The organism is Streptomyces telluris, from assembly GCF_024519335.1.
GTDB lineage: Bacteria > Actinomycetota > Actinomycetes > Streptomycetales > Streptomycetaceae > Streptomyces > Streptomyces telluris.
In genome coordinates this window covers 1-19,937 of sequence record NZ_JANIID010000039.1, presented here as the reverse complement: position 1 = coordinate 19,937, position 19,937 = coordinate 1, and the positions used below count along the sequence as shown (strand labels likewise).

The following is a 19,937-nucleotide window of genomic DNA, read 5'->3' as shown; positions in this document are numbered from 1 at the left end:
GGCCGCACGGGTCCTGGCACAGTCGCCGCAACGGGTTTGCGGCGGGACTCGGCCGTCCGGCGGACGGGCGCGGGACACGTGCGGCACGGAGGACGCGCCGCACACCGTGCTCGATCAGGCGTTCGGCGGGCCGTGGAAAAGGCGGCGGCATTCCCACCCGGCCCCGCCCCGCGATGGCGGAGGACACCGGCACGTCATGGAGGCAAACCTCCATATCCATGCGGGGGAATTGCATATTCCAAGTTTTGCCGCATTTTACCACGCCCGTCGGGACGGTTGCTTCAACCCCATGAAAAACTAAAGCAGTTGACGTCGCCATTGACCTTCGCAAGTATCGGTTCCCGGCGACGGCCGGCGCTTCCTTTCGGACAACCGGCCCTCACACCAAGGACACTTCATGCCCACCATCGAGATATCCCGAGGGCCTGTCGAATACACCGTCCTCGAAGGAGACTCCGAAGCCGCCCCCCTCGTCCTCCTCCACGAAGGCCTGGGCTGCATCGCCATGTGGCGGCGCTTCCCGGCCCGCCTGGCGGCGGCCACCGGCCGCCGGGCCCTGGTCTTCTCCCGCCACGGGCACGGCGGTTCGGGCCCGGCCCCGCAGGAGCGCACCCCGCGCTCCCTGCACGAGGAGGCGCACGAGGTCCTCCCCGAGCTGCTCGACCGGCTCGGCTTCCGCCGTCCCGTGCTCGTCGGCCACAGCGAAGGCGCCTCGATCGCGCTGCTGCACGCCGCCGGACACCCCGTGGAGGCTGTCGTCGCCCTCGCCCCGCACCTGTTCGCCGAGCCGCGGACGCTCCACGGCGTCGCCGCGGCCCGCGAGGCCCACGCGTCCGGGCCGCTCGCCAAGGAGCTGGCCTTCTACCACCAGGACCCGCTCACCGTGTTCCGGCGCTGGAGCGGGCTGTGGCTCTCCGAGGCCTTCCGCGACTGGGACATCGAGGGCGATCTGGCCGGCGCCACCGCCCCCGTCCTCCTCGTCCAGGGCGACAGCGACCCGTACGGCACCTTCGCCCACCTCGACGCCGCCGAGCGCGCCCTCGGCGGGCCCGTGCAGCGCCTGGAGCTGGCCGGCTGCGGCCACGCCCCGCACCTCGAACGGCCCGACGACGTCGTCGACGCCGTCCAGACCTTCCTCTCCACCGCCTCCGCCCCCGCCGGGCAGCCCTCGCGCCAGGAGATCCGACCATGAGCGACCCCGACGACGTCCGCCTGGACGGCCTGCTCGCCGCGTCCGCGCGCCGCCACCCCGCCCGCCCCGCCCTCACCGCCCAGGGCCGCACCTGGACCTACGCCGAAATCGACCGCGCGGTCGACGGGCTGGCCCGGCAGCTGCGCGCGGCCGGCCTGGAGACCGGGGACCGGGTGGGCGTCCTGGCCCCCAAGGGCACCGAGGCGGTCCTCGGCATCTACGCCGCGCTGCGCGCCGGGGCCGTCGTGGCCCCGCTCGACGTCGCCGACCCGCCCGTCCGCACGGCCCACATGGTGCGCGGCGCCGGGATCTCCCTGCTGCTCGCCCCGGACCGCTCCCTGGAGGGCGCCCGCCGCGCCGCCGCCGAAGCGGGCGCGGGCCCCGGGCCGGACGAGGGCGCCCTGGACCACGGCCTGAACCTGGTCCGCACGCTCGCGGGCGCGGACAAGCCCGCCCCGCTGCCCGCGCCCGCCGGCAGCGGCGGCTACGTCCTGTTCACCTCCGGCAGCACCGGCCGCCCCAAAGGGGTGCTCCTCTCGCACGCCAACGTCGCCCACTTCGCGCTGTGGGCCGCCGCCGAACTCGGGCTGACGGAGACCGACCGCGTCGGCTCCCAGGCCGCGCTGACCTTCGACCTCACGACCTTCGACCTGTTCAGCACGGCCGCGGCGGGCGCCTGCGCCGTCCTCATGCCCGACGTCCTGCGGACCTTCCCGCGCGACGTCGTCGGCTGGCTCCACGAACAGCGGATCACCGCCTTCTACGCGGTGCCCTCCCTCTACCAGGGCATGCTCGAACGGGGCGGCATCGCCGAGGACTTCCCGCCCTCCCTGCGCGTGGCGGCCTTCGCGGGCGAGCCCTTCGCCCCGCGCCCCCTGGAGCGCTACCTGCGGCTCCTGGGCGACGTGCCGCTGTACAACCTCTACGGGCCGACGGAGACCAACGTCTGCACGTACAGCCGGGTGCCCGCCGGCTGGACCGCCGGCCAGGAGGTCACCATCGGCCGGGCCGTCGACGGCGACGTCGTCGACGTCCTCGGCGAGGACGGCCTGCCCACCGACGGCACCGGCGAGATCCACGTCGCCGGCGCCACCGTCTTCCAGGGCTACCTGCACGACGGGACCCTCACCGATCCCACCCGCACGGTGCGCTTCCGCGACGGCGTCGCCCGCCGCGCCTACGCCACCGGCGACATCGGCCGCATCACCGCCGACGGCCGCGTGTTCCTGCGCGGCCGCGGCGACACGCAGGTCAAGCGGCGCGGGCACCGCATCGACCTGCTCGACGTCGAGAGCGCCGTGCTCGCGCTGCCCGGCGTCACCGCCGCCGCGGTCGTCGCCAAGGACGGCGCGCACCACGGCGAGATCTGGGCGTACGTCCAGAGCGACGGGGGCGGGAGGGACACCGCCGCAGCCGCTGCGGAGACCTCCCCCGGGAAGGTCGCCGAGGAGGTCCTCGCCGGCCTGCGCGGGCTCCTGCCGCTGCGCATGCTGCCCGACCGCGTCGTCCCCGCCGCCTCCCTGCCCGTCAACGCCCGCGGCAAGGTCGACCGCCGCGCGCTCGCCGCCCGCACCGACGAGCTGCCCCGTAGCGCCGAGCCGCCCCGCACCGCCGAGCCGCCCCGTACCGCCGACCAGTCCACCACTCCCACCGAAGGAGCCCGCGCGTGAACACCGTAGAGGACCTCTGCACCCTGATCAGCAGCAAGATCATCTGGGGGCGCGGCGAGGAGCCCCGGCAGCTGCAGCCCGACACCCCGCTGCTCGAACAGGGCCTGCTGGACTCGCTGTCCATCATGCAGATCGTCGCCGCGCTCGACGCGCAGGCCGGCATCGTGCTGCCGGACACCGAGATCGTCGCGGCCAACTTCCGCAGCCCGCAGGCGCTGTGGGGCGTGCTGGAAGGACTCCGGGCGGAGGTCGCCCGGTGAGTGCCGCCGACCGGCTGCTGCGCTCCGGTCCCCCGGGGACCGAGGCCGTGGTGGACGAGTACCGCGACCGGGCGCTGCCCCTGGTGGAGCAGCTGACCGGCAAGGGCTTCCGCGACCAGTGGGAGGCCCTGGCCGGGCTCGGCGTGCTCCGTCTGGACCCCCCGGAGCCCGGCCCCGGGGCGTCCGCGGACGACGCCGCCCCCGGGCCCGTCACCCGCTCGCTGGCCATGATCGAGGGCATCGGCCTGGCCGGCGCCGACCCCGGCGTCGTCTACGCCATGGCCTCCCAGGTGTTCGGCATGGAGTACCCGCTGCGCGCCGTGCTCCCGGCCGGCGCGTGGCGGTCCGTCGCCCGCATCCAGGACGGGCGGGAGCTGCTGTGCCACGCCCTCACCGAACGCAAGGGCGGCAGCGACCCGCTGTCGATGGACACCCGCGCCACCCGCGACGGCGACGGCGACGGCTACGTGCTGGAGGGCGCCAAGACCTTCATCACCGCCGCCCCCGTGGCCGACCTGGCCCTCGTCTTCGCCCGCACCGAGCAGGGCCGCTCGCCGTTCTCCCTGTCCGCCTTCCTGTTCCCCGTCGCCACCCCTGGCGTGACCCGCGCCGACGCCTTCGCCAAGACCGCGCTGCCCGGCGTGCCGATGGGCGAGCTCGTCTTCGACGGCGTACGGCTGGGCGCGGGCGCCCTGGTGGGCGGCGAGGGTTCGGGCCTGGCGATCCTCTCCTCCACCACCACCTGGGAGCGGGCCCTGCTGCTCGGTTACGCCCTCGGCCCGATGCGCCGCACCCTGCAGCGCCTGACGGACTGGGCGTCCGGGCGCGGGCACTTCGGCCGCCGGATGGGCTCCAGCCACCAAGTGGCCGCGCGCGTCAGCGACATGGCGCTCGTCCTGCACCGCTCCCGCACGCTGCTGTACTCCATGGCGGCGCGGCTGGACGCGGGAACGCCCACCCGCCGGCTGTCGGCCGAGGCCGCCCTGACCAAGATCTCCGTCTCCGAGGACTACGTACGGCTGACCGAGCACGCCACCGCACTGTCGGGCGTACGGGCCTTCATCGCCGATTCCGAACTCCCCGCCGATCTGCACAGCCCCATGGCGGCGCTCACTTATGCAGGCCCCAACGACCTGCTGCGCATCGGGGTCGCCCGTGAATTCGGGCTCCCCGTCGAAAACTGATTCGCGAACCGATTCCCGAGCAAGCCGGGAACCCGATTTCGGAAAGGCCCCTCATGGCCCTGTCCCTGCCCACCGAGCTGCCACCCGCCGAATTCGACGAACTGCTCGACGTCGCCGAGGCGACCGGGGCGGCCCTCGCCCCGTTCGCCGCCGAGGTCGACGCGGGCCGCTCCACCGGCCACGAGACCTACCGCATCCTGCGCGAGGCCGGGCTGCTCGGCCTGCTCGTGCCACGCGAGGCCGGCGGGGCCGGGCTCGGCTTCGCCGCGTATTCCCGGGTGCTCGCCGTGCTGGGCGCCCACAACGGCGCCGCCGCCCTCGGCTTCAACATGCACAACGTCGCGATCGGCTCCCTGTGCGAGTCCGCCGGCACGCCCCTGCCGCCCGCGGCGGAGGCCTTCCGGACCTGGCTCTTCGGCGAGGTGGTCCACGGGCGCAAGCTGTTCGCCTCCGCCACCTCCGAGGCCGGCAGCGGCGCCAAGCTCCGCGGCGTGCGCACCTCCTACCGCCGCACCGAGGATGGCGGCTACGTCATCACCGGCGAGAAGTCCTTCGTCTCCCTGGCGGGCGTCGCCGACTACTACGTGGTCGCCGCCCGCGCCGAGGGCACCGAAGGCAGCGGCGAGGTCTCGCACTTCGTCGTCGCGGCGGACGACCCCGGCGTGGGCTTCGGAGAGGTGCACAGCCTGTCCGCCATGTACGGCACCAGCACCGCGGGCATGACCCTGGACGCGGTGACCGTGCCGCGCTCCCGGCTCTTCCTCGGCGTCGAGGGGATGTCCCTGTACAAGCTGGTGCGCGAACCCCACTGGATGATCGCCGGGTACACGGGCGCCTACCTGGGCATCGCCGAGGCGATCCTCCGCTTCACCACCGGCCACGTGGCCGCCTCGCCCGGGCGCGCCGGGTCGCCGGTGCTGCAGCGCGAGCTCGGCCGGATGTCCGCGCGGCTGAGCGCCGCCCGGGCCCTGGTCGCCGAGGCCGGTGCGCGCGTGGACGCCGCGCGCGGCAGCGCCGAGGCCAACGCCGCGGTGCACGCCGCGAAGTACGTCGTCGGCGAGACCGGGCCCGCCCTCGCGCAGGACGCCGTCCGCATCTGCGGCTCGGTGGCCGTGAGCCGGTCGCAGCCGCTCGAACGGCTGCTGCGGGAGGCGTCCTTCGCCTCCGTGATGCCCGCCAAACCGGAGGAGTGCCTGGAGTACCTGGGCAAGGCCGCGCTCGGTGTGAACCTGTACGACGCGACGGCGTTCGACTGGTGAGGGCCAATGGACAGCGGCGGCTCGCCGCGGCGGGGGCCCCGGCCCCCGCCCTGCCCGCCGCACCGCGCGCCGCCGTCCCCACCGTCACGTACGTGCTGTTCGTGGTGATGGCCGGCGGCACCCTGCCCACGCCCGTCTACGCCCTGTACGCGCAGCGGCTGCACCTGTCCCCGCCGGTCGTCGCCCTGGTCTTCGCGGCCTACGCGGTGGGCATCGTGGCCGCCCTGCTGCTGTTCGGAGGGCTGTCGGACAAGATCGGGCGGCGCGCCACGCTCGTCCCGGCGCTGGTCGTGGCCGCGGCGAGCAGCGTCGTCTTCATCGCCCTGCCCACCCTGCCGGGGCTGTTCGCCGGGCGGCTGCTCTCCGGCGTCTCGGTGGGCCTGACGACCGGCGCCGCCACCGCGTACCTGAGAGAACTGCACCCCTCGCCGCCGCGGGCCGCCCTCGTCGCCTCGGTCACCAACATGGCCGGGCTCGGCAGCGGGGCGCTGCTCTCGGGCGTCCTCGTGGAGTACGCGCCCTCGCCCGAGGTGCTGCCGTACACCGTCCTGATCGCCCTGCTGCTGCCGGGCGCGGCGCTCGCGCTGCTGCCGGAGCGGGTCGTCGCGCGCGGGGGCGGGATCCGCCCGCAGCGGATCGGCGTGCCGCCCGCCGTGCGGCGGCCGTTCACCGCCGCGGCGGTCGCCGTCTTCGCCTCGTTCGCGCTGCTGGGCCTGCTGGCCGCGCTGGCGGGCAACTTCCTCGTGGAAGGGCTGCACAACCACAGCCGGCTCGCCGTCGGCCTGGTGGCCTTCAGCGCCTTCGGCTCCGCGGGGGCGGCCCAGCTCCTCGCGGTGCGCGTCACGCCGCGCGCCGGGCTGGTCGCGGGCATGACCGCCGTCCCGGTCGGGCTCGCCCTCATCGTCGCGGGCCTGTCCGCCGCCTCCCTGCCCGCCTTCCTGTGCGGCTCCGTGCTGGGCGGGGCGGGGGCGGGCACGTCCTTCAAGTCCGGCCTGGCCCTGGTGACGTCCCAGGCCGCGCCGGACCGCGTCTCGGAGCTGGTCTCCGGCTACTTCGTCGCCGCGTACCTGGGCCTGACCGTGCCGGTCGTCGGCGTGGCCGTGCTGCTGGCCGAAGGCACGCTCATGACCGCGGCCGGCGTCTTCGCCGGGGTGGTGACGGTGCTGTGCCTGGGCAGCATCGGCGTCACCGCGGCCCTCGGCAACCGCACACCCACCCGAAGGACCCCGCCATGACCACCGCGCTCTCACCCGTCGATCCCGACAGCTACCGCGCCCTGATGGCCGCCCACCCCGGCGGGGTGGCCGTGGTCACCACGGACGACGGCCTCGGCACCCCCTACGGCTTCGCCTGCACCGCGTGGTGCGGGGTGTCCCTCGACCCGCCGCTGCTGCTGGTGTGCGCCTCCACCAAGGGCAGCACCCTGCCGGTGCTCGCCGGGCGCGGCTGGTTCGCCGTCAACCTCCTGCACGGGGCGGGGCGCCGCGCCGCGGAGGCCTTCGCCCACCGCGACGCGGGCCGCTTCTCGGCCGTCCCCTGGCAGCCCTCCGCGGCCACGGCCCTGCCCCTCCTCCCGGAGGACGCCCACACGATCGCCGAATGCCGCGTCCACCGCCTGACCCCCGCCGGGGACCACACCGTCATCCTCGGCGAGGTGGTCCGCACCACCACGACCCGGGGCGCGGACGAGCCCCCACTGCTGTACGGATTGCGGCGGTACGCGACGTGGCCGACGCCGTAGGGGGCTCCGCGGGGCCGGCGAAGCCGGGTCGCCCTCCCGCCGCGGCGGGAGGATGACCGCCGTCACGAACAGGCCCAGGGGCCCGAGCCCGGGCCCTGCCCCCGTTCCCCCGGCGAAGCCGGGAAATCCTCCCACCATGACGGCGGAGGGGCGACCGCCGTCACACACAAGGGCCTGGGACCGAGCCCGGGCCCATTCCCCTCCGGCGAAGCCGGAAAAACCTCCCGCCGCAACGGCGAAACGCCGCCGCGGCGAGAGTCCGGCGGAATCCGCGCCCACCGGCACCGGCGGGGGTCCCGCTAGGACTCTGTGCCGCCGGACCCTCACCATCGTGGCCGAACACCGCGGCGGCGGAAGGGGGGGGGACGACTGCCGGCCTGCACAGGTCCTGAGTCCGAGCCCGAGGCGGTGGCCCCTCCTCCCCCGGCGAAGCCGGAAAACCTCCCGCCGCAACGGCGAATCACCCCCGCGGCGAGAGTCCGGCGAAATCCACGGCCACCGGCACCGGCGGGGGTTCCCGCGGGGCCGATGCCGCCGGGACCCTCGCCATCGAGGCCGAACGCGCGGCCCCCTTTCTCCCCCGGCGAAGCCGGAAAAACCTCCCGCCGCAACGGCGAAGCGCCCCCGCGGCGAGAGCCCGGCGGAATCCGCGCCCACCGGCACCGACGACGGCCCCGGTAGGACCGGATACCGCTGAACGCCGCGGCGGCGCAAGGCCGTTCCTGCCGGCTCAGGAGTTCTCGTGGCGGCGAGGCGCCACCCCGCCATGGGCCCGGCGCAAACCGGACCCGCGGCGGAGGCGCCCCGCGCCCCGGACCCAGCCGGACGGCTAGTCCGCGTGGCCGAGTTGGAGGTCGCGCTCCGTGCGCCCTCCACCCGCGACCTGGAGCACCGTGGCCACCGGCGGGTACCCCGCGGCGATGACGGTGTACTCGCCCGCCGAGAGGTCCACGAACCGGAAGGCCCCGTCGGGCCCGGTGGTGGCGGTGTCGACGACGTTGCCCGCGGCGTCCAGGAGGGTGACGCGGGCGTCCTCGACCAGCCGGCCGCCCCCCGCCCGGACGACGCCGCGCAGCACGGCCCCGCCGGCGAGCTCGATGTCCTGCCGGGTCTCGCGGCAGGACTGGACGGTCACCGGCAGCGCGGCGGGCCGGAAGACGGGGGCGCTGCCGGCCAGCGTGTATTCGCCGGCGACGAGTTCGGTGATGTCGTAGCCGCCGTCGCGCCCGGTGCGGGTGGAGGCGACGACCTCGCCGTGCACGTTGGTGAGGGTGACGAGCGCGTCCCGCACGGGCGAGCCGTCGGCGGTGAGCACGGTCCCGGCGAGGCGCCCGGCGCCGCCGAGCACGACGTCGAGCTCGACGGGGCGTTCGCCGACGGTGACGGTGACGGCCTGGGGCTGGTGGCCGCCCGCGGCCGCGATGAGGACGTAGGAGCCGGTGCCGGGCGTGCTGAGGGCGTACCGCCCGTCCTCGCCGGTGGCCCCGCGCCCGATCTGCCGTCCGCTGCTGTCGATCAGGGTGAGGGCGGCGCGGGGCACGGTGGTGCCGTCGTGGTGCTGGACGACTCCGGTGACGGGGATGCCCGGGACGAAGGGGGGTTCCTCCTCCGGCGGCGCGGTCCGCGCGGAGGGGATGACGGGGGCTTCGGCGAGGTTTTGGGACACCGGCGGTTTCTCCTTCAGCAGGAAGGCGAGTAAAAGGCCCAGGACGAGGACGGGGACGAGGTACAGGAAGGTCCGCGGCGCGGCGTCCGCGTAGGCGCGCGCGTAGCCGCCGCGGTCCGGCCCGCCGGCGAGGCGGTGGGCGAGGAGGGCGCCGAGGGAGGCCACGGCGAGCGCGCCGCCCAGCTGCCGGAGGTACGTGCCGGCGCTGCCGGCGGCGGCGAGGTCCGCGGCGGGCACGGCGTTGCGTACGGCGCGGGCGAGGGCGGGCAGGGCGAGCCCGGTGCCGGCGCCGAGGGCCGCCGTCGCGAGGGCGTAGGCGGGCCAGGTGGTGCCGGTGCCGAGGCGGGAGAGCGCGTACGCGCCGGCGGCGGCCGCTGCGCAGCCGGCGGCGGCGTAGAGCCGGCAGTGGCGGGTGCGCCGGGCGAACCGCCCGCTGAGGAGGGAGCCGAGGACGGCGCCGGCCGTCAGGGGCAGGAGCAGCAGCCCCGCCCGGACGGCGCCTGCGCCGTCGGCCGTCTGCAGGAAGGTGGGCAGACAGCCGACGGCGCCGAAGAGGGCCGCGCCGGTGCCCGCGCCGAGGGCGGCGCAGACGAGGAAGGTGCGGTCGCGGAGGAGGCGGGGCGGGACGAGAGGGTCGGCCGCGAGGTGCTCGACGACGATGAAGAGCAGGGCGGTGCCGAGGGTGGCGGCGGCGAGGCCGAGGACGACGCGCGCGTGCCAGGCGGGGGCGGTCCCGGCCCGGTCGGCCAGCAGGACCGCGCTGACGGAGAAGGCGACGAGGAGCAGGGCGCCGAGGGTGTCGAAGCGCGCCCGGCGCGCGGGCCGGGGGAGCCGCAGCCCGGAGGTGACGGCGAGGAGGGCGATCAGGCCGAGGGGGACGTTGAGGTGGAAGCACCAGCGCCAGGAGGCGTGGTCGGTGAGGAGGCCGCCGAGCGGAGGCCCGGCGAGGGAGGCGAGTGCGAGGACGGCGGCGGCCGCGCCGGTCCGGCGGCGGCGCTCGCGGGCGGGGGTCAGGTCGGCGATGATCGCGTGGACGGCGGCCAGCACGCCGCCGCCGCCGATGCCTTGGAGGGTACGGAAGGCGAGGAGCTGGTCCATGGTCTGCGCGCGGGCCGCGAGGGCGGAGCCGGCGACGAGCAGGACGAGGGCGAAGGCGAAGACGCCCTTGCGGCCTGCGATTTCGCCGAGCCGGCCGTGCACGGGAACGGCGACGGCGGAGCCGAGCAGGTAGGCCGTGATGATCCAGGCGGCCCGGCCGGCGCCGTGCAGGTCGCCGGCGATGGCCGGGAGGGCGGTGGCGACGACGGTCTGGTCGAGCGCGGCGAGGAACAGCGCGAGCAGCAGGCCGGCGAGGGCGACGCCCAACCGCCCCCGGGCGGCGGGGGGTTCGGGGGGCGCCGGAGGTGCGGGGGCGGCCTGGGGTGCGAGCAGTAGGACGGGCACCGGCCCGTCGCTCTCTACCAAAGTGGTCCCACCCACGTGCCGCTCCCCTCGTAGCACCTGCTATCGCCGCCCTTTTCTCGCATTTCGCGACAACGGCGGGCAACCGAGGGGATTGACCCGAGAGGCCGTCGGTGGGGCTTTTGCGCCGGTCGGAGGCATACGGCGGCCCCCTGCGGCGCCGGGGAAACCACCCGAAACGGTGAAGCCCGGACCGCGACCGGTCCGGGCTTCCACCGACTGCCTCTCGGCCGTGCGCCGCCTACTTCTCGGTCTCCGCGGCCAGCTTGTCGAGGACGGCGTCGTAGATGCGGCCGAGACCCTTGGGGGCGAAGGTGCGCTCGAAGAAGCCGCCGACGCCGCCGGCGCCGTTCCACACGCTGCTGACGACGACCCGGGCCTTGCCCTCGCCGGCCGGGGTGACGGTCCAGGTGGTGACCATGGAGGAGTTGCGGTCCTTCTCGACCAGCTGCCCGGTGGTGGGCTCGGCGACCTCCAGCAGGCAGTCGCGGACGCGCTTGCTGGTGGCCTGGAGCTTCCAGTGCACGAGGGTGCCCTCGCCGTCCCCGCCCTCGCGCACCTCGTACTCGCTGAAGTGCTCGGGCAGCAGCTTGGCCCGGGTGCCGGTGTAGTCCGCCAGCGCGTCGAACACCTCCTCCGGGTCCGCCGCGATGATCCGCTCCGTCGTGGCCTCGACCTGGCCCATGCTGCCCTCCGGGACATGTGAAAAAGCTGTGCTTTGCCGTACCTGCTTCGCGGCACAGCCAACCACCAACGCCACACCCGCCCAAATCCGGGCCCCCTCGCCACACGCGAACATGTGTTCTAATCTCGATCGGGAGGGATCGACCATTCGAACGAATGATGCGAAGGAGGTGCCATGCGCTGGTCCAACCTCGGCGGCGACGGCGCCGACGACGGCCCGGGCGCGCTCTTCGGCACGGACGTGGTGACGCGCACCCTCGACACCCCCGAGTTCCGCGGGATCACCTTCCACGAGGTCCGGGCGAGGACGATCGTCAACCGGGTGCCGGGCGCCTCCCGGATGCCCTTCGAGTGGACCGTGAACCCCTACCGCGGCTGCACGCACGCGTGCGTGTACTGCTTCGCCCGCAAGACGCACGGCTACCTCGACCTGGACACCGGCCTCGGCTTCGACACCCAGATCGTCGTCAAGGTCAACGCCCCCGAGGCGCTCCGCCGCGAGCTGGCCGCCCCGCGCTGGCGCGGCGAGCACATCGCCATGGGCACCAACGTCGACTGCTACCAGCGCGCCGAGGGCCGCTACCGCCTGATGCCCGGCATCATCGACGCCCTGCGCGAGCGCGCTAACCCGTTCTCGGTCCTCACCAAGGGGACGCTGATCCTGCGCGACCTGGAGCTGCTGCGGGAGGCCGCCGCCGTCACCGACGTCGGGGTGTCGATGTCCGTCGGCTTCCTCGACGAGGAGCTGTGGCGCACGGTCGAGCCCGGCACCCCTTCGCCCGCGCGCCGGCTCGACGCCGTCCGGACGCTCACCGGGCACGGCATCCCCTGCGGGGTGCTGATGGCGCCGGTCATCCCCTTCCTCGGCGACTCCCCCGAGCAGCTGCGGGCGACGGTGCGCGCCGTCGCCGCCTCCGGCGCCACGTCGGTCACCCCGCTCGTGCTGCACCTGCGGCCCGGCGCCCGCGAGTGGTTCACGGCCTGGCTGGCCCGTCACCACCCGCACCTGGTGCGGCGCTACGAGACGATGTACGCGGACGGCGCCTACGCCCCGAAGTGGTACCAGCGGCGCATCACCCGGCAAGTCCACGAATACGCGGCTGAGTTCGGCATAGGCCCCACGGGCCCCGGAAACCACCGCCGCATCCCCACCCCGCCACCGCCCCCGGCCCCGGCCTCTCCGCAGGCGACCCAGCTGACCCTCCTGTGAGGCCCGATACCGGAGGTGCGCTACGCGATGACCCTCCCCGTCACGTGAGCCGCTCCAGCGCCTCGTGCGCCGCCGCCCGGAGGCGGTCGTGCTCGCGGGCCGCGACCAGGGCGTCCTCCGCGCGGCGGTCCCCCAGGACGCCCAGGCCCTCCACGCAGGCGCGGGCTATCGGCCAGCAGTGGTCGCGGGCCGCCAGCAGCCGTTCGAGCGTGGCCAGCAGGGCGGGGACGGACTCGGGGGCGCGCAGCTCGGTCAGCAGGCGGACGGGGTGCAGGGCGTAGGCGGTGCGCAGCGGGTTGGTGGCGAGGGCCGCGGCCGCGCGGGCGGTGCGGGGGTCGCCGAGGCGGGCGAGGACGAAGGCGGCGGTGGCGCAGCGCACCGGTTCGCGGTAGTTGAGGAGCAGGATCAGGGTCTCGAAGGCCCGGCGGTCGCCCTCCGCCCCCAGGACGAAGGCGGCGATCTCCCGGGCCCACAGCGGTTGTTCGGGGGCGACCAGCATCCCGGCGAGCTCGTCGCGCCGCGCGCGCCGGGCGGGGGGCCCGCCCTCGCGCGAGCGGACGAGCGCGAGGAGCCGCTCGAACTCCGAGAACTCGGCCGACGTGCCCAGTTCGGCCCGCACGCGTTTCACCAGCGCACGGAATTCCTCTTCTGCCCTCTCGGCTCCTGTCACTGCCCGCTTCTCCTCCCCGAGTGGCCTGCGCCACATCGTAAGTCGCCGGCCCCGCCCCTGGCGCTCTTGGTTACCCGTGAGTTAATCTCCCGGCAGGAGCGGCACCCCCGCTCGGGCGGCCTGGTGACGCAGCCGCCCGCTGCTTTCGACGTCGGTTCGTCGGTTCGGCCCGTCGAGTACGGCACGGCCCCGGGACAGGGCCTGCCGGTCGCACAACTCCCTTTCCGTGGTCGCCCCTTACCCGTACGTACCCGGAAATCCCGCACCCGGAAAATCCCGCAGCCGCCGCGGCCCGCCGGGGCCGCCCGCCTGCACCGGCAACCGACCGATGCATCCCCGCGCCCGGGGAACACCTTCTGGAGTCTCGCGATGGACCGTACGTCCACCCCTGAGCCGTCCCTCTCCTCCCCCTCCCCCCTGCGGACCGTCGCCGTCGTCGGCCTCGGCACCATGGGCACCGGCATCGCCGAAGTCCTCGTCCGGGCCGGCCGCGAGGTCACCGGCATCGACGTCTCCGAGGCCGCGGCGGCGCACGCCGTCCGCGCGCTGGAGAACGCCACCGCCCGCGCGGTGCGCCGCGAGCGCATCACGGAGGACGAGCGGCGGGCCGCGCTCGCCCGCTTCCGCACCGCCACGGACCTGCGGGCCGCGGCGGGCGCCGACCTGGTGATCGAGGTCGTGCCCGAGGACTACGCCGTCAAGCACGAGGTGTTCACCGCCCTGGATGCGATCGTGCGCCCGGAGGCGATCCTGGCGACGGGCACCAACGCCCTGTCCGTGACCCGGCTGGCCGCCGACTCGGCCCGCCCGGAGCGCGTCCTCGGGATGCACTTCTTCAACCCGGCGCCGGCGATGAAGCTGGTGGAGGTGGTCTCGTCGGTGCTCACGGCGCCCGCAGCCGTCGCGGCCGTCACCGCGCTGGCGCGGGAGCTGGGCAAGGAGCCCGTCGCGGTCGGCGACCGGCCCGGCTTCGTCGCCGACGGGCTGCTGTTCGGCTACCTGAACCAGGCCGCCGCGATGTACGAGGCGCGCTACGCCACCCGCGAGGACATCGACGCCGCGATGCGGCTGGGCTGCGGGCTGCCGATGGGCCCGCTCGCCCTGCTGGACCTGATCGGCATCGACACCGCGCGCACGGTCCTGGAGGCGATGTACGCGGCCTCCCACGACCGTCTGCACGCTCCCGCGCCGGTCCTCGGCCAGCTCGCGGAGGCGGGCCTGACCGGCCGCAAGACGGGCCGCGGCTTCTACACCTACGACGGGCCGGACTCGGCCGTGGTGGTGCCCGACGCGGAGACGCCGGGCGCCGGCGGCGGGTCCGCGGCGCGGGCGCGGGAGGTGCGCGCGGTCGGCGTGGCCGGGTCGGGCACGATGGCGAGCGGCATCGCCGAGGTCTTCGCCAAGGCCGGCTACCGCGTCGTGCTCGCGGCGCGCTCGCAGGAGAAGGCCGAGGCCGCCCGGGCGCGGGTGGCGAAGTCGCTCGCGCGCTCGGTGGAGAAGGGCCGCATCACGGCGGCGGAGCGGGAGGCCGCGCTGGAGGCCGTCGAGCCGGCGGGGTCGCTGGACGCCTTCGCCGACGTCGACCTGGCGATCGAGGCGGTCGCGGAGGACCTGGCGGTCAAGCAGCAGCTGTTCGCCACGCTGGACAAGGTCTGCAAGCCGGGCGCGGTGCTGGCCACGACCACCTCTTCGCTGCCGGTCGTCGCCTGCGCCCGCGCCACCTCGCGCCCGCAGGACGTCGTCGGGATGCACTTCTTCAACCCGGCGCCGGCGATGAAGCTGGTGGAGGTGGTCCGCACGGTCCTGACCGCGGACGACGTGCACGCCACGGTCCGTGCGGTCTGCAAGAAGGTGCGCAAGCACGCCGTGGACTGCGGCGACCGGGCCGGTTTCATCGTCAACGCCCTGCTGTTCCCGTACCTGAACAACGCGGTGAAGATGGTGCAGGAGCACTACGCGAGCCCGGACGACATCGACGCGGCGATGAAGCTCGGCGGCGGCTATCCGATGGGGCCCTTCGAGCTGCTGGACGTCGTGGGGCTGGACGTGTCCCTGGCCATCGAGAAGGTCCTGCACCGCGAGTTCCGCGACCCCGGGCTCGCTCCCGCGCCCCTGCTGGAGCACCTGGTGGCGGCGGGCTGCCTGGGGCGCAAGACGGGCCGCGGCTTCCGCGAGTATGCGAAGGCCTGACCGGACCGCGCGCGAGCGCGACGTGGGCTGGGGCGGACTGCTCGAACCCGGGGACGGTCCGCCCCGGCACGCCCGTGCGGACGCGTGTTACGTTCCCCACATGCCCCAGCCCGCCAAGGCCGTCCGCACCCCGCGCACGGCCGGAGAAGTACCCCGCGAGACCAGAGACCCGCACCCCGACACCGAGAGCGCCGGCAGCCGCCGCGCCGCAGCCCAGCGGCTCACCATGCGCCGCAAACTCGCCGCGGCCGCGATGGAGTTGTTCGCGACGAAGGGCTACGAGGCGACGACCGTCGACGAGATCGCGGCCGCGGCCGGCGTCGCCCGCCGGACGTTCTTCCGCCACTTCCGCTCCAAGGAAGAGGCCATCTTCCCCGACCACGACGACACCCTGGTGCGGGCCGCGGGGGTGCTGGACGCGGCCCCGCCGCACGAGAACCCCCTCGACACCGTCTGCCGGGGCATCAAGGAGGTCATGCGGATGTACGCGGCCTCCCCCGCCGTCTCGGTGGAGCGCTACCGCCTGACCCGTGAGGTGCCGGCCCTGCGCGAGCGCGAGATCGCCTCCGTGGCCCGCTACGAGCGGCTCTTCACCCGCTACCTCCTCGGCCACTTCGACGAGAGCGCCCACCACGTCGGCGACGACGACCCGCTGCTCGCCGAGGTCGCCGCCTCGGCCGTCGTCACCGCGCACAACCACGTGCTGCGGCGCTGGCTGCGCGGCGGCGGCCAGGGCGACGTGGAGACCCAGCTCGACCACGCGTTCGCCATCGTGCGGGAGACCTTCGGCACCGGCATCGGGGCCGGGCGCGCCCGGACGGAGGACGGCCCGGCCGCCTCGGCGCGGACCGAGGGCGAGGTGCTGGTGACCGTGGCCCGGACGGACGCGCCGCTGGGCGAGGTCATGCGGGCCATCGAGAAGGCACTCAAGACGAAGTAGACAAAAACCCTCTTTTACCAACGAAGGCCGCCCCCTCGGGGCGGCCTTCGTTGCTCATACGTGCCATCGGGATGACATCTGAGAGAAATTGTTGGCACCGAGTGTCTTGTCGTGTGGCACGCCGTGCCATACGTTTGGGGGCGCCCCCGGACGGAGTCTGGGGGAGTGTCCGGGCGGGCGGCCTACAAGCCGGACTGTCCCCACAATGTGCGCCCGGACGCCTGCGTCACAGGCATCTCCCAGCGCGCCCACCGGCGCCGCATCACCCGCACCAGGCACCGCCCCGCACCACCGCCGAACCGACGGCACCGCCTCTGCTCCACCCTCTGCACCACCCCCGACGTTCCCTCAAGCCGTTTCCCGACGTGCTTCGCCGGAGGCAATACCGTGAACCAGATACTCGACGCGATCCTCGCGCCGGACACCACGTCCGAGGACTTCGCAGCCCTGACCGTCCCCGAGTCCTACCGCGCGGTCACCGTGCACAAGGACGAGGCCGGCATGTTCGAGGGCCTGACCACCCGCGAGAAGGACCCGCGCAAGTCGCTGCACGTCGAGGAGGTGCCGGTGCCCGAACTCGGGCCCGGCGAGGCGCTCGTGGCCGTCATGGCCAGCTCGGTGAACTACAACTCCGTCTGGACCTCGATCTTCGAGCCGCTGTCCACCTTCGCCTTCCTGGAGCGCTACGGCAAACTCTCCCCGCTCGCCAAGCGGCACGACCTGCCGTACCACGTCATCGGCTCCGACCTCGCGGGCGTCGTGCTGCGCACCGGCCCCGGCGTCAACGCCTGGAAGCCCGGCGACGAGGTCGTCGCCCACTGCCTGTCCGTGGAGCTGGAGTCCGCCGACGGCCACGACGACACGATGCTCGACCCCGAGCAGCGCATCTGGGGCTTCGAGACCAACTTCGGCGGCCTCGCGGAGATCGCGCTGGTGAAGTCCAACCAGCTGATGCCCAAGCCGCGCCACCTGAGCTGGGAGGAGGCCGCGTCCCCGGGCCTGGTCAACTCCACCGCCTACCGCCAGCTCGTCTCCCGCAACGGCGCCGGCATGAAGCAGGGCGACAACGTCCTGATCTGGGGCGCGAGCGGCGGACTCGGCTCGTACGCCACCCAGTTCGCGCTCGCCGGCGGCGCCAACCCCATCTGCGTGGTCTCCAGCGACAAGAAGGCGGAGATCTGCCGGCGGATGGGCGCCGAGGCGATCATCGACCGCACCGCCGAGGACTACAGGTTCTGGAAGAACGAGCACGAGCAGGATCCGCGGGAGTGGAAGCGCTTCGGCAAGCGCATCCGCGAACTGACCGGCGGCGAGGACGTCGACATCGTCTTCGAACACCCCGGCCGCGAGACCTTCGGCGCCTCGGTCTACGTCACCCGCAAGGGCGGCACGATCGTCACCTGCGCCTCCACCTCCGGCTACAACCACGAGTACGACAACCGCTACCTGTGGATGTCGCTGAAGCGGATCGTCGGCTCTCACTTCGCCAACTACCGCGAGGCGTGGGAGGCCAACCGCCTGATCGCCAAGGGAAAGATCCACCCCACGCTGTCGAAGACGTACCGCCTGGAGGACACCGGGCAGGCCGCGTACGACGTGCACCGCAACCTCCACCAGGGCAAGGTCGGCGTGCTCGCGCTGGCCCCCGAGGAGGGGATGGGGGTCCGCGACGAGGAGATGCGGGCACGGCACATCGACGCCATCAACCGCTTCCGGAACGTGTGAGAGCACAGGGATGACTGAGCGCCAGAAGGACCGGCCCTGGCTCATGCGGACCTACGCCGGGCACTCCACCGCCGAGGCGTCCAACGAGCTCTACCGGCGCAACCTCGCCAAGGGCCAGACCGGTCTCTCGGTCGCCTTCGACCTGCCGACGCAGACCGGCTACGACTCCGACCACATCCTCGCCCGCGGCGAGGTCGGCCGGGTCGGCGTGCCGGTCGCGCACCTCGGCGACATGCGGCGGCTGTTCCGGGAGATCCCGCTGGAGCAGATGAACACCTCCATGACCATCAACGCCACCGCCATGTGGCTGCTGGCCATGTACCAGGTGGTCGCGGAGGAGCAGGGTGCCGACATCGCCCGGCTGCAGGGGACGACGCAGAACGACATCGTCAAGGAGTACCTCTCGCGCGGGACGCACGTCTTCCCGCCGGGCCCGTCGCTGCGGCTGACCACCGACATGATCACGTACACGGTCAACAACATCCCGAAGTGGAACCCGATCAACATCTGCAGCTACCACCTGCAGGAGGCGGGGGCCACTCCGGTCCAGGAGATCTCGTACGCGATGTCCACCGCGATCGCCGTGCTCGACGCGGTGTTCGCCTCCGGCCAGGTCCCCGAGGACCGCAAGGGCGAGGTCGTCGCCCGCATCTCCTTCTTCGTCAACGCGGGCGTCCGGTTCGTCGAGGAGATGTGCAAGATGCGGGCGTTCGGCCGCATCTGGGACCGGATCACCCGTGAGCGCTACGGCATCGAGAACCCCAAGCAGCGCCGCTTCCGCTACGGCGTCCAGGTCAACTCCCTCGGCCTGACCGAGGCCCAGCCGGAGAACAACGTCCAGCGCATCGTCCTGGAGATGCTGGCCGTCACCCTCTCCAAGGACGCCCGCGCCCGCGCCGTGCAGCTGCCCGCCTGGAACGAGGCGCTGGGCCTGCCCCGCCCCTGGGACCAGCAGTGGAGCCTGCGGATCCAGCAGGTCCTCGCACACGAGAGCGACCTGCTGGAGTACGACGACATCTTCGCCGGCTCGCACGTGATCGAGGCCAAGGTCTCCGGCCTGGTCGCCGAGTGCCTGGAGGAGATCGAGCGGATCCAGGGCATGGGCGGCGCGATGGCGGCCGTCGAGTCCGGCTACCTGAAGTCGCAGCTGGTCTCCTCGCACGCCGAGCGCCGGGCCCGGATCGAGGCCGGCGAGGAGAAGATCGTCGGCGTCAACTGCTACGAGTCGACCGAGCCCAACCCGCTCACCGCGGACCTCGACACCGCGATCATGACGGTGGACCCGGCCAACGAGGCCCGCGTCGTCGCCTCGCTGCACGCCTGGCGCGACGACCGCGACGAGGCCCGCGCCCAGGAGTCGCTGTCCGCGCTGAAGAAGGCGGCCGCCGGCTCGGACAACCTCATGGCGGCCACCCTGGAGTGCGTCCGCGCGGGCGTGACGACCGGCGAGTGGTCCTGGGCCCTGCGCGACGTCTTCGGGGAGTTCCGGGCCCCCACGGGCGTGAGCAGCGCCCCCGTGGCGGTCACCGCGGAGGCCGGCACCCCGCTGGCCGCCGTCCGCGCCAAGGTGACCCGCACCGCCGACGAGCTGGGCAGCGGCAAGCTGCGCCTGCTCGTCGGCAAACCCGGCCTGGACGGCCACTCCAACGGCGCCGAGCAGATCGCCGTCCGCGCGCGCGACGCCGGCTTCGAAGTGGTCTACCAGGGCATCCGGCTGACCCCGGAGCAGATCGTCTCGGCGGCCGTCGCCGAGGACGTGCACTGCGTCGGCCTGTCGATCCTCTCCGGATCGCACGCCGAGCTCGTGCCCGACGTGCTGGCGCGGCTGCGCGCCACGGGCGCCGACGACGTCCCCGTCATCGTCGGTGGCATCATCCCGTCCGCGGACGCCACCGCCCTGCGGGCGGTCGGCGTCGCCGCGGTCTTCACCCCCAAGGACTTCGGCATCACGGAGATCATCGGCCGTATCGTCGACGAGATCCGGAAAGCGAACCACCTCGACCCGTTGGAGGTCCCCGCATGATTACGCCCGCCCCGGTGAACCGGCTGCGCCCGCGCCGCTCGTGCCTCGCGGTCCCCGGCAGC

Annotated in this window: 15 protein-coding genes; 12 read left to right on the top strand and 3 right to left on the bottom strand. The window is 74.0% G+C overall.

From position 1 onward, the window contains the following. The first annotated feature begins 397 nt into the window (after nucleotides 1–397). The 7 genes from NQU55_RS30980 to NQU55_RS30945 are packed head-to-tail and all read left to right on the top strand — an operon-like array spanning nucleotide 398 to nucleotide 7,306. Entirely contained in the window at nucleotides 398–1,192 is a 795-nt protein-coding gene (locus NQU55_RS30980; protein ID WP_168091057.1) for an alpha/beta fold hydrolase, read from the top strand. After that, nucleotides 1,189–2,862, top strand: coding sequence for an amino acid adenylation domain-containing protein (locus NQU55_RS30975; protein ID WP_168091056.1), 1,674 nt, complete (start codon nucleotides 1,189–1,191; stop codon nucleotides 2,860–2,862). The genes NQU55_RS30980 and NQU55_RS30975 overlap by 4 nt, the downstream gene beginning before the upstream one ends. Then, the gene (locus NQU55_RS30965; protein WP_168091055.1) at nucleotides 2,859–3,122 is read left to right on the top strand and encodes an acyl carrier protein; all 264 of its coding nucleotides are present in this window, start codon (nucleotides 2,859–2,861) and stop codon (nucleotides 3,120–3,122) included. The genes NQU55_RS30975 and NQU55_RS30965 overlap by 4 nt, the downstream gene beginning before the upstream one ends. Next, nucleotides 3,119–4,306, top strand: coding sequence for an acyl-CoA dehydrogenase family protein (locus NQU55_RS30960; RefSeq protein ID WP_256791562.1), 1,188 nt, complete (start codon nucleotides 3,119–3,121; stop codon nucleotides 4,304–4,306). Before NQU55_RS30965 ends, NQU55_RS30960 begins: the two co-directional genes overlap by 4 nt. Nucleotides 4,307–4,359: 53 nt before the next feature. Continuing rightward, complete coding sequence (locus tag NQU55_RS30955) at nucleotides 4,360–5,565, top strand: acyl-CoA dehydrogenase family protein (RefSeq protein WP_168091054.1); 1,206 nt, start codon at nucleotides 4,360–4,362, stop codon at nucleotides 5,563–5,565. Further along, entirely contained in the window at nucleotides 5,562–6,800 is a 1,239-nt protein-coding gene (locus NQU55_RS30950; protein ID WP_168091053.1) for an MFS transporter, read from the top strand. The genes NQU55_RS30955 and NQU55_RS30950 overlap by 4 nt, the downstream gene beginning before the upstream one ends. Next, nucleotides 6,797–7,306 carry a flavin reductase family protein gene (locus tag NQU55_RS30945; RefSeq protein WP_168091052.1) on the top strand — a complete coding sequence of 170 codons (510 nt, stop codon included), beginning with the start codon at nucleotides 6,797–6,799 and terminating at the stop codon, nucleotides 7,304–7,306. Before NQU55_RS30950 ends, NQU55_RS30945 begins: the two co-directional genes overlap by 4 nt. An 829-nt stretch (nucleotides 7,307–8,135) precedes the next feature. On the opposite strand, the gene NQU55_RS30940 is transcribed toward NQU55_RS30945, so the two are convergent. Then, entirely contained in the window at nucleotides 8,136–10,451 is a 2,316-nt protein-coding gene (locus tag NQU55_RS30940) for an MFS transporter (protein WP_168091051.1), read from the bottom strand. A 223-nt stretch (nucleotides 10,452–10,674) separates the two neighbouring features. Further along, nucleotides 10,675–11,118: an SRPBCC family protein gene (locus NQU55_RS30935; protein WP_168091050.1), complete on the bottom strand. Its 444-nt coding sequence runs from the start codon at nucleotides 11,116–11,118 to the stop codon at nucleotides 10,675–10,677. A gap of 174 nt (nucleotides 11,119–11,292) precedes the next feature. On the opposite strand from NQU55_RS30935, the gene NQU55_RS30930 reads away from it, so the two are divergent. Then, complete coding sequence (locus NQU55_RS30930) at nucleotides 11,293–12,327, top strand: Rv2578c family radical SAM protein (protein ID WP_168091049.1); 1,035 nt, start codon at nucleotides 11,293–11,295, stop codon at nucleotides 12,325–12,327. A 40-nt stretch (nucleotides 12,328–12,367) separates the two neighbouring features. Here NQU55_RS30930 and NQU55_RS30925 read toward each other — a convergent pair whose 3' ends face one another. Beyond that, complete coding sequence (locus NQU55_RS30925; protein WP_256791561.1) at nucleotides 12,368–12,997, bottom strand: HEAT repeat domain-containing protein; 630 nt, start codon at nucleotides 12,995–12,997, stop codon at nucleotides 12,368–12,370. Nucleotides 12,998–13,366: 369 nt separating this feature from the next. On the opposite strand from NQU55_RS30925, the gene NQU55_RS30920 reads away from it, so the two are divergent. The 4 genes from NQU55_RS30920 to NQU55_RS30905 all read left to right on the top strand — a co-directional run bounded on the left by NQU55_RS30920 (nucleotide 13,367) and on the right by NQU55_RS30905 (nucleotide 19,875). Continuing rightward, nucleotides 13,367–15,187: a 3-hydroxyacyl-CoA dehydrogenase family protein gene (locus NQU55_RS30920; protein WP_256791560.1), complete on the top strand. Its 1,821-nt coding sequence runs from the start codon at nucleotides 13,367–13,369 to the stop codon at nucleotides 15,185–15,187. Nucleotides 15,188–15,287: 100 nt separating this feature from the next. Next, nucleotides 15,288–16,127, top strand: a complete 840-nt coding sequence (locus tag NQU55_RS30915; RefSeq protein ID WP_168091139.1) for a TetR family transcriptional regulator — start codon at nucleotides 15,288–15,290, stop codon at nucleotides 16,125–16,127. 387 nt (nucleotides 16,128–16,514) lie between these two features. Beyond that, nucleotides 16,515–17,852, top strand: coding sequence for a crotonyl-CoA carboxylase/reductase (gene ccrA / locus NQU55_RS30910; RefSeq protein WP_168091140.1), 1,338 nt, complete (start codon nucleotides 16,515–16,517; stop codon nucleotides 17,850–17,852). Between the two features lie 10 nt (nucleotides 17,853–17,862). Continuing rightward, on the top strand, nucleotides 17,863–19,875 hold the full coding sequence (locus NQU55_RS30905; protein ID WP_168091141.1) for an ethylmalonyl-CoA mutase: 2,013 nt from the start codon (nucleotides 17,863–17,865) through the stop codon (nucleotides 19,873–19,875). Nucleotides 19,876–19,937: the final 62 nt, after the last annotated feature.

What these genes read in the sequence shown, in the direction of transcription:
- NQU55_RS30980 (WP_168091057.1), top strand. Translation starts at nt 398, where the DNA reads ATGCCCACCATCGAGATATCCCGAGGGCCTGTCGAATACACCGTCCTC.
- NQU55_RS30975 (WP_168091056.1), top strand. Translation starts at nt 1,189, where the DNA reads ATGAGCGACCCCGACGACGTCCGCCTGGACGGCCTGCTCGCCGCGTCC.
- NQU55_RS30955 (WP_168091054.1), top strand. Translation starts at nt 4,360, where the DNA reads ATGGCCCTGTCCCTGCCCACCGAGCTGCCACCCGCCGAATTCGACGAA.
- NQU55_RS30945 (WP_168091052.1), top strand. Translation starts at nt 6,797, where the DNA reads ATGACCACCGCGCTCTCACCCGTCGATCCCGACAGCTACCGCGCCCTG.
- NQU55_RS30935 (WP_168091050.1), bottom strand. Translation starts at nt 11,118, where the DNA reads ATGGGCCAGGTCGAGGCCACGACGGAGCGGATCATCGCGGCGGACCCG.
- NQU55_RS30930 (WP_168091049.1), top strand. Translation starts at nt 11,293, where the DNA reads ATGCGCTGGTCCAACCTCGGCGGCGACGGCGCCGACGACGGCCCGGGC.
- NQU55_RS30920 (WP_256791560.1), top strand. Translation starts at nt 13,367, where the DNA reads ATGGACCGTACGTCCACCCCTGAGCCGTCCCTCTCCTCCCCCTCCCCC.
- NQU55_RS30915 (WP_168091139.1), top strand. Translation starts at nt 15,288, where the DNA reads ATGCCCCAGCCCGCCAAGGCCGTCCGCACCCCGCGCACGGCCGGAGAA.
- NQU55_RS30905 (WP_168091141.1), top strand. Translation starts at nt 17,863, where the DNA reads ATGACTGAGCGCCAGAAGGACCGGCCCTGGCTCATGCGGACCTACGCC.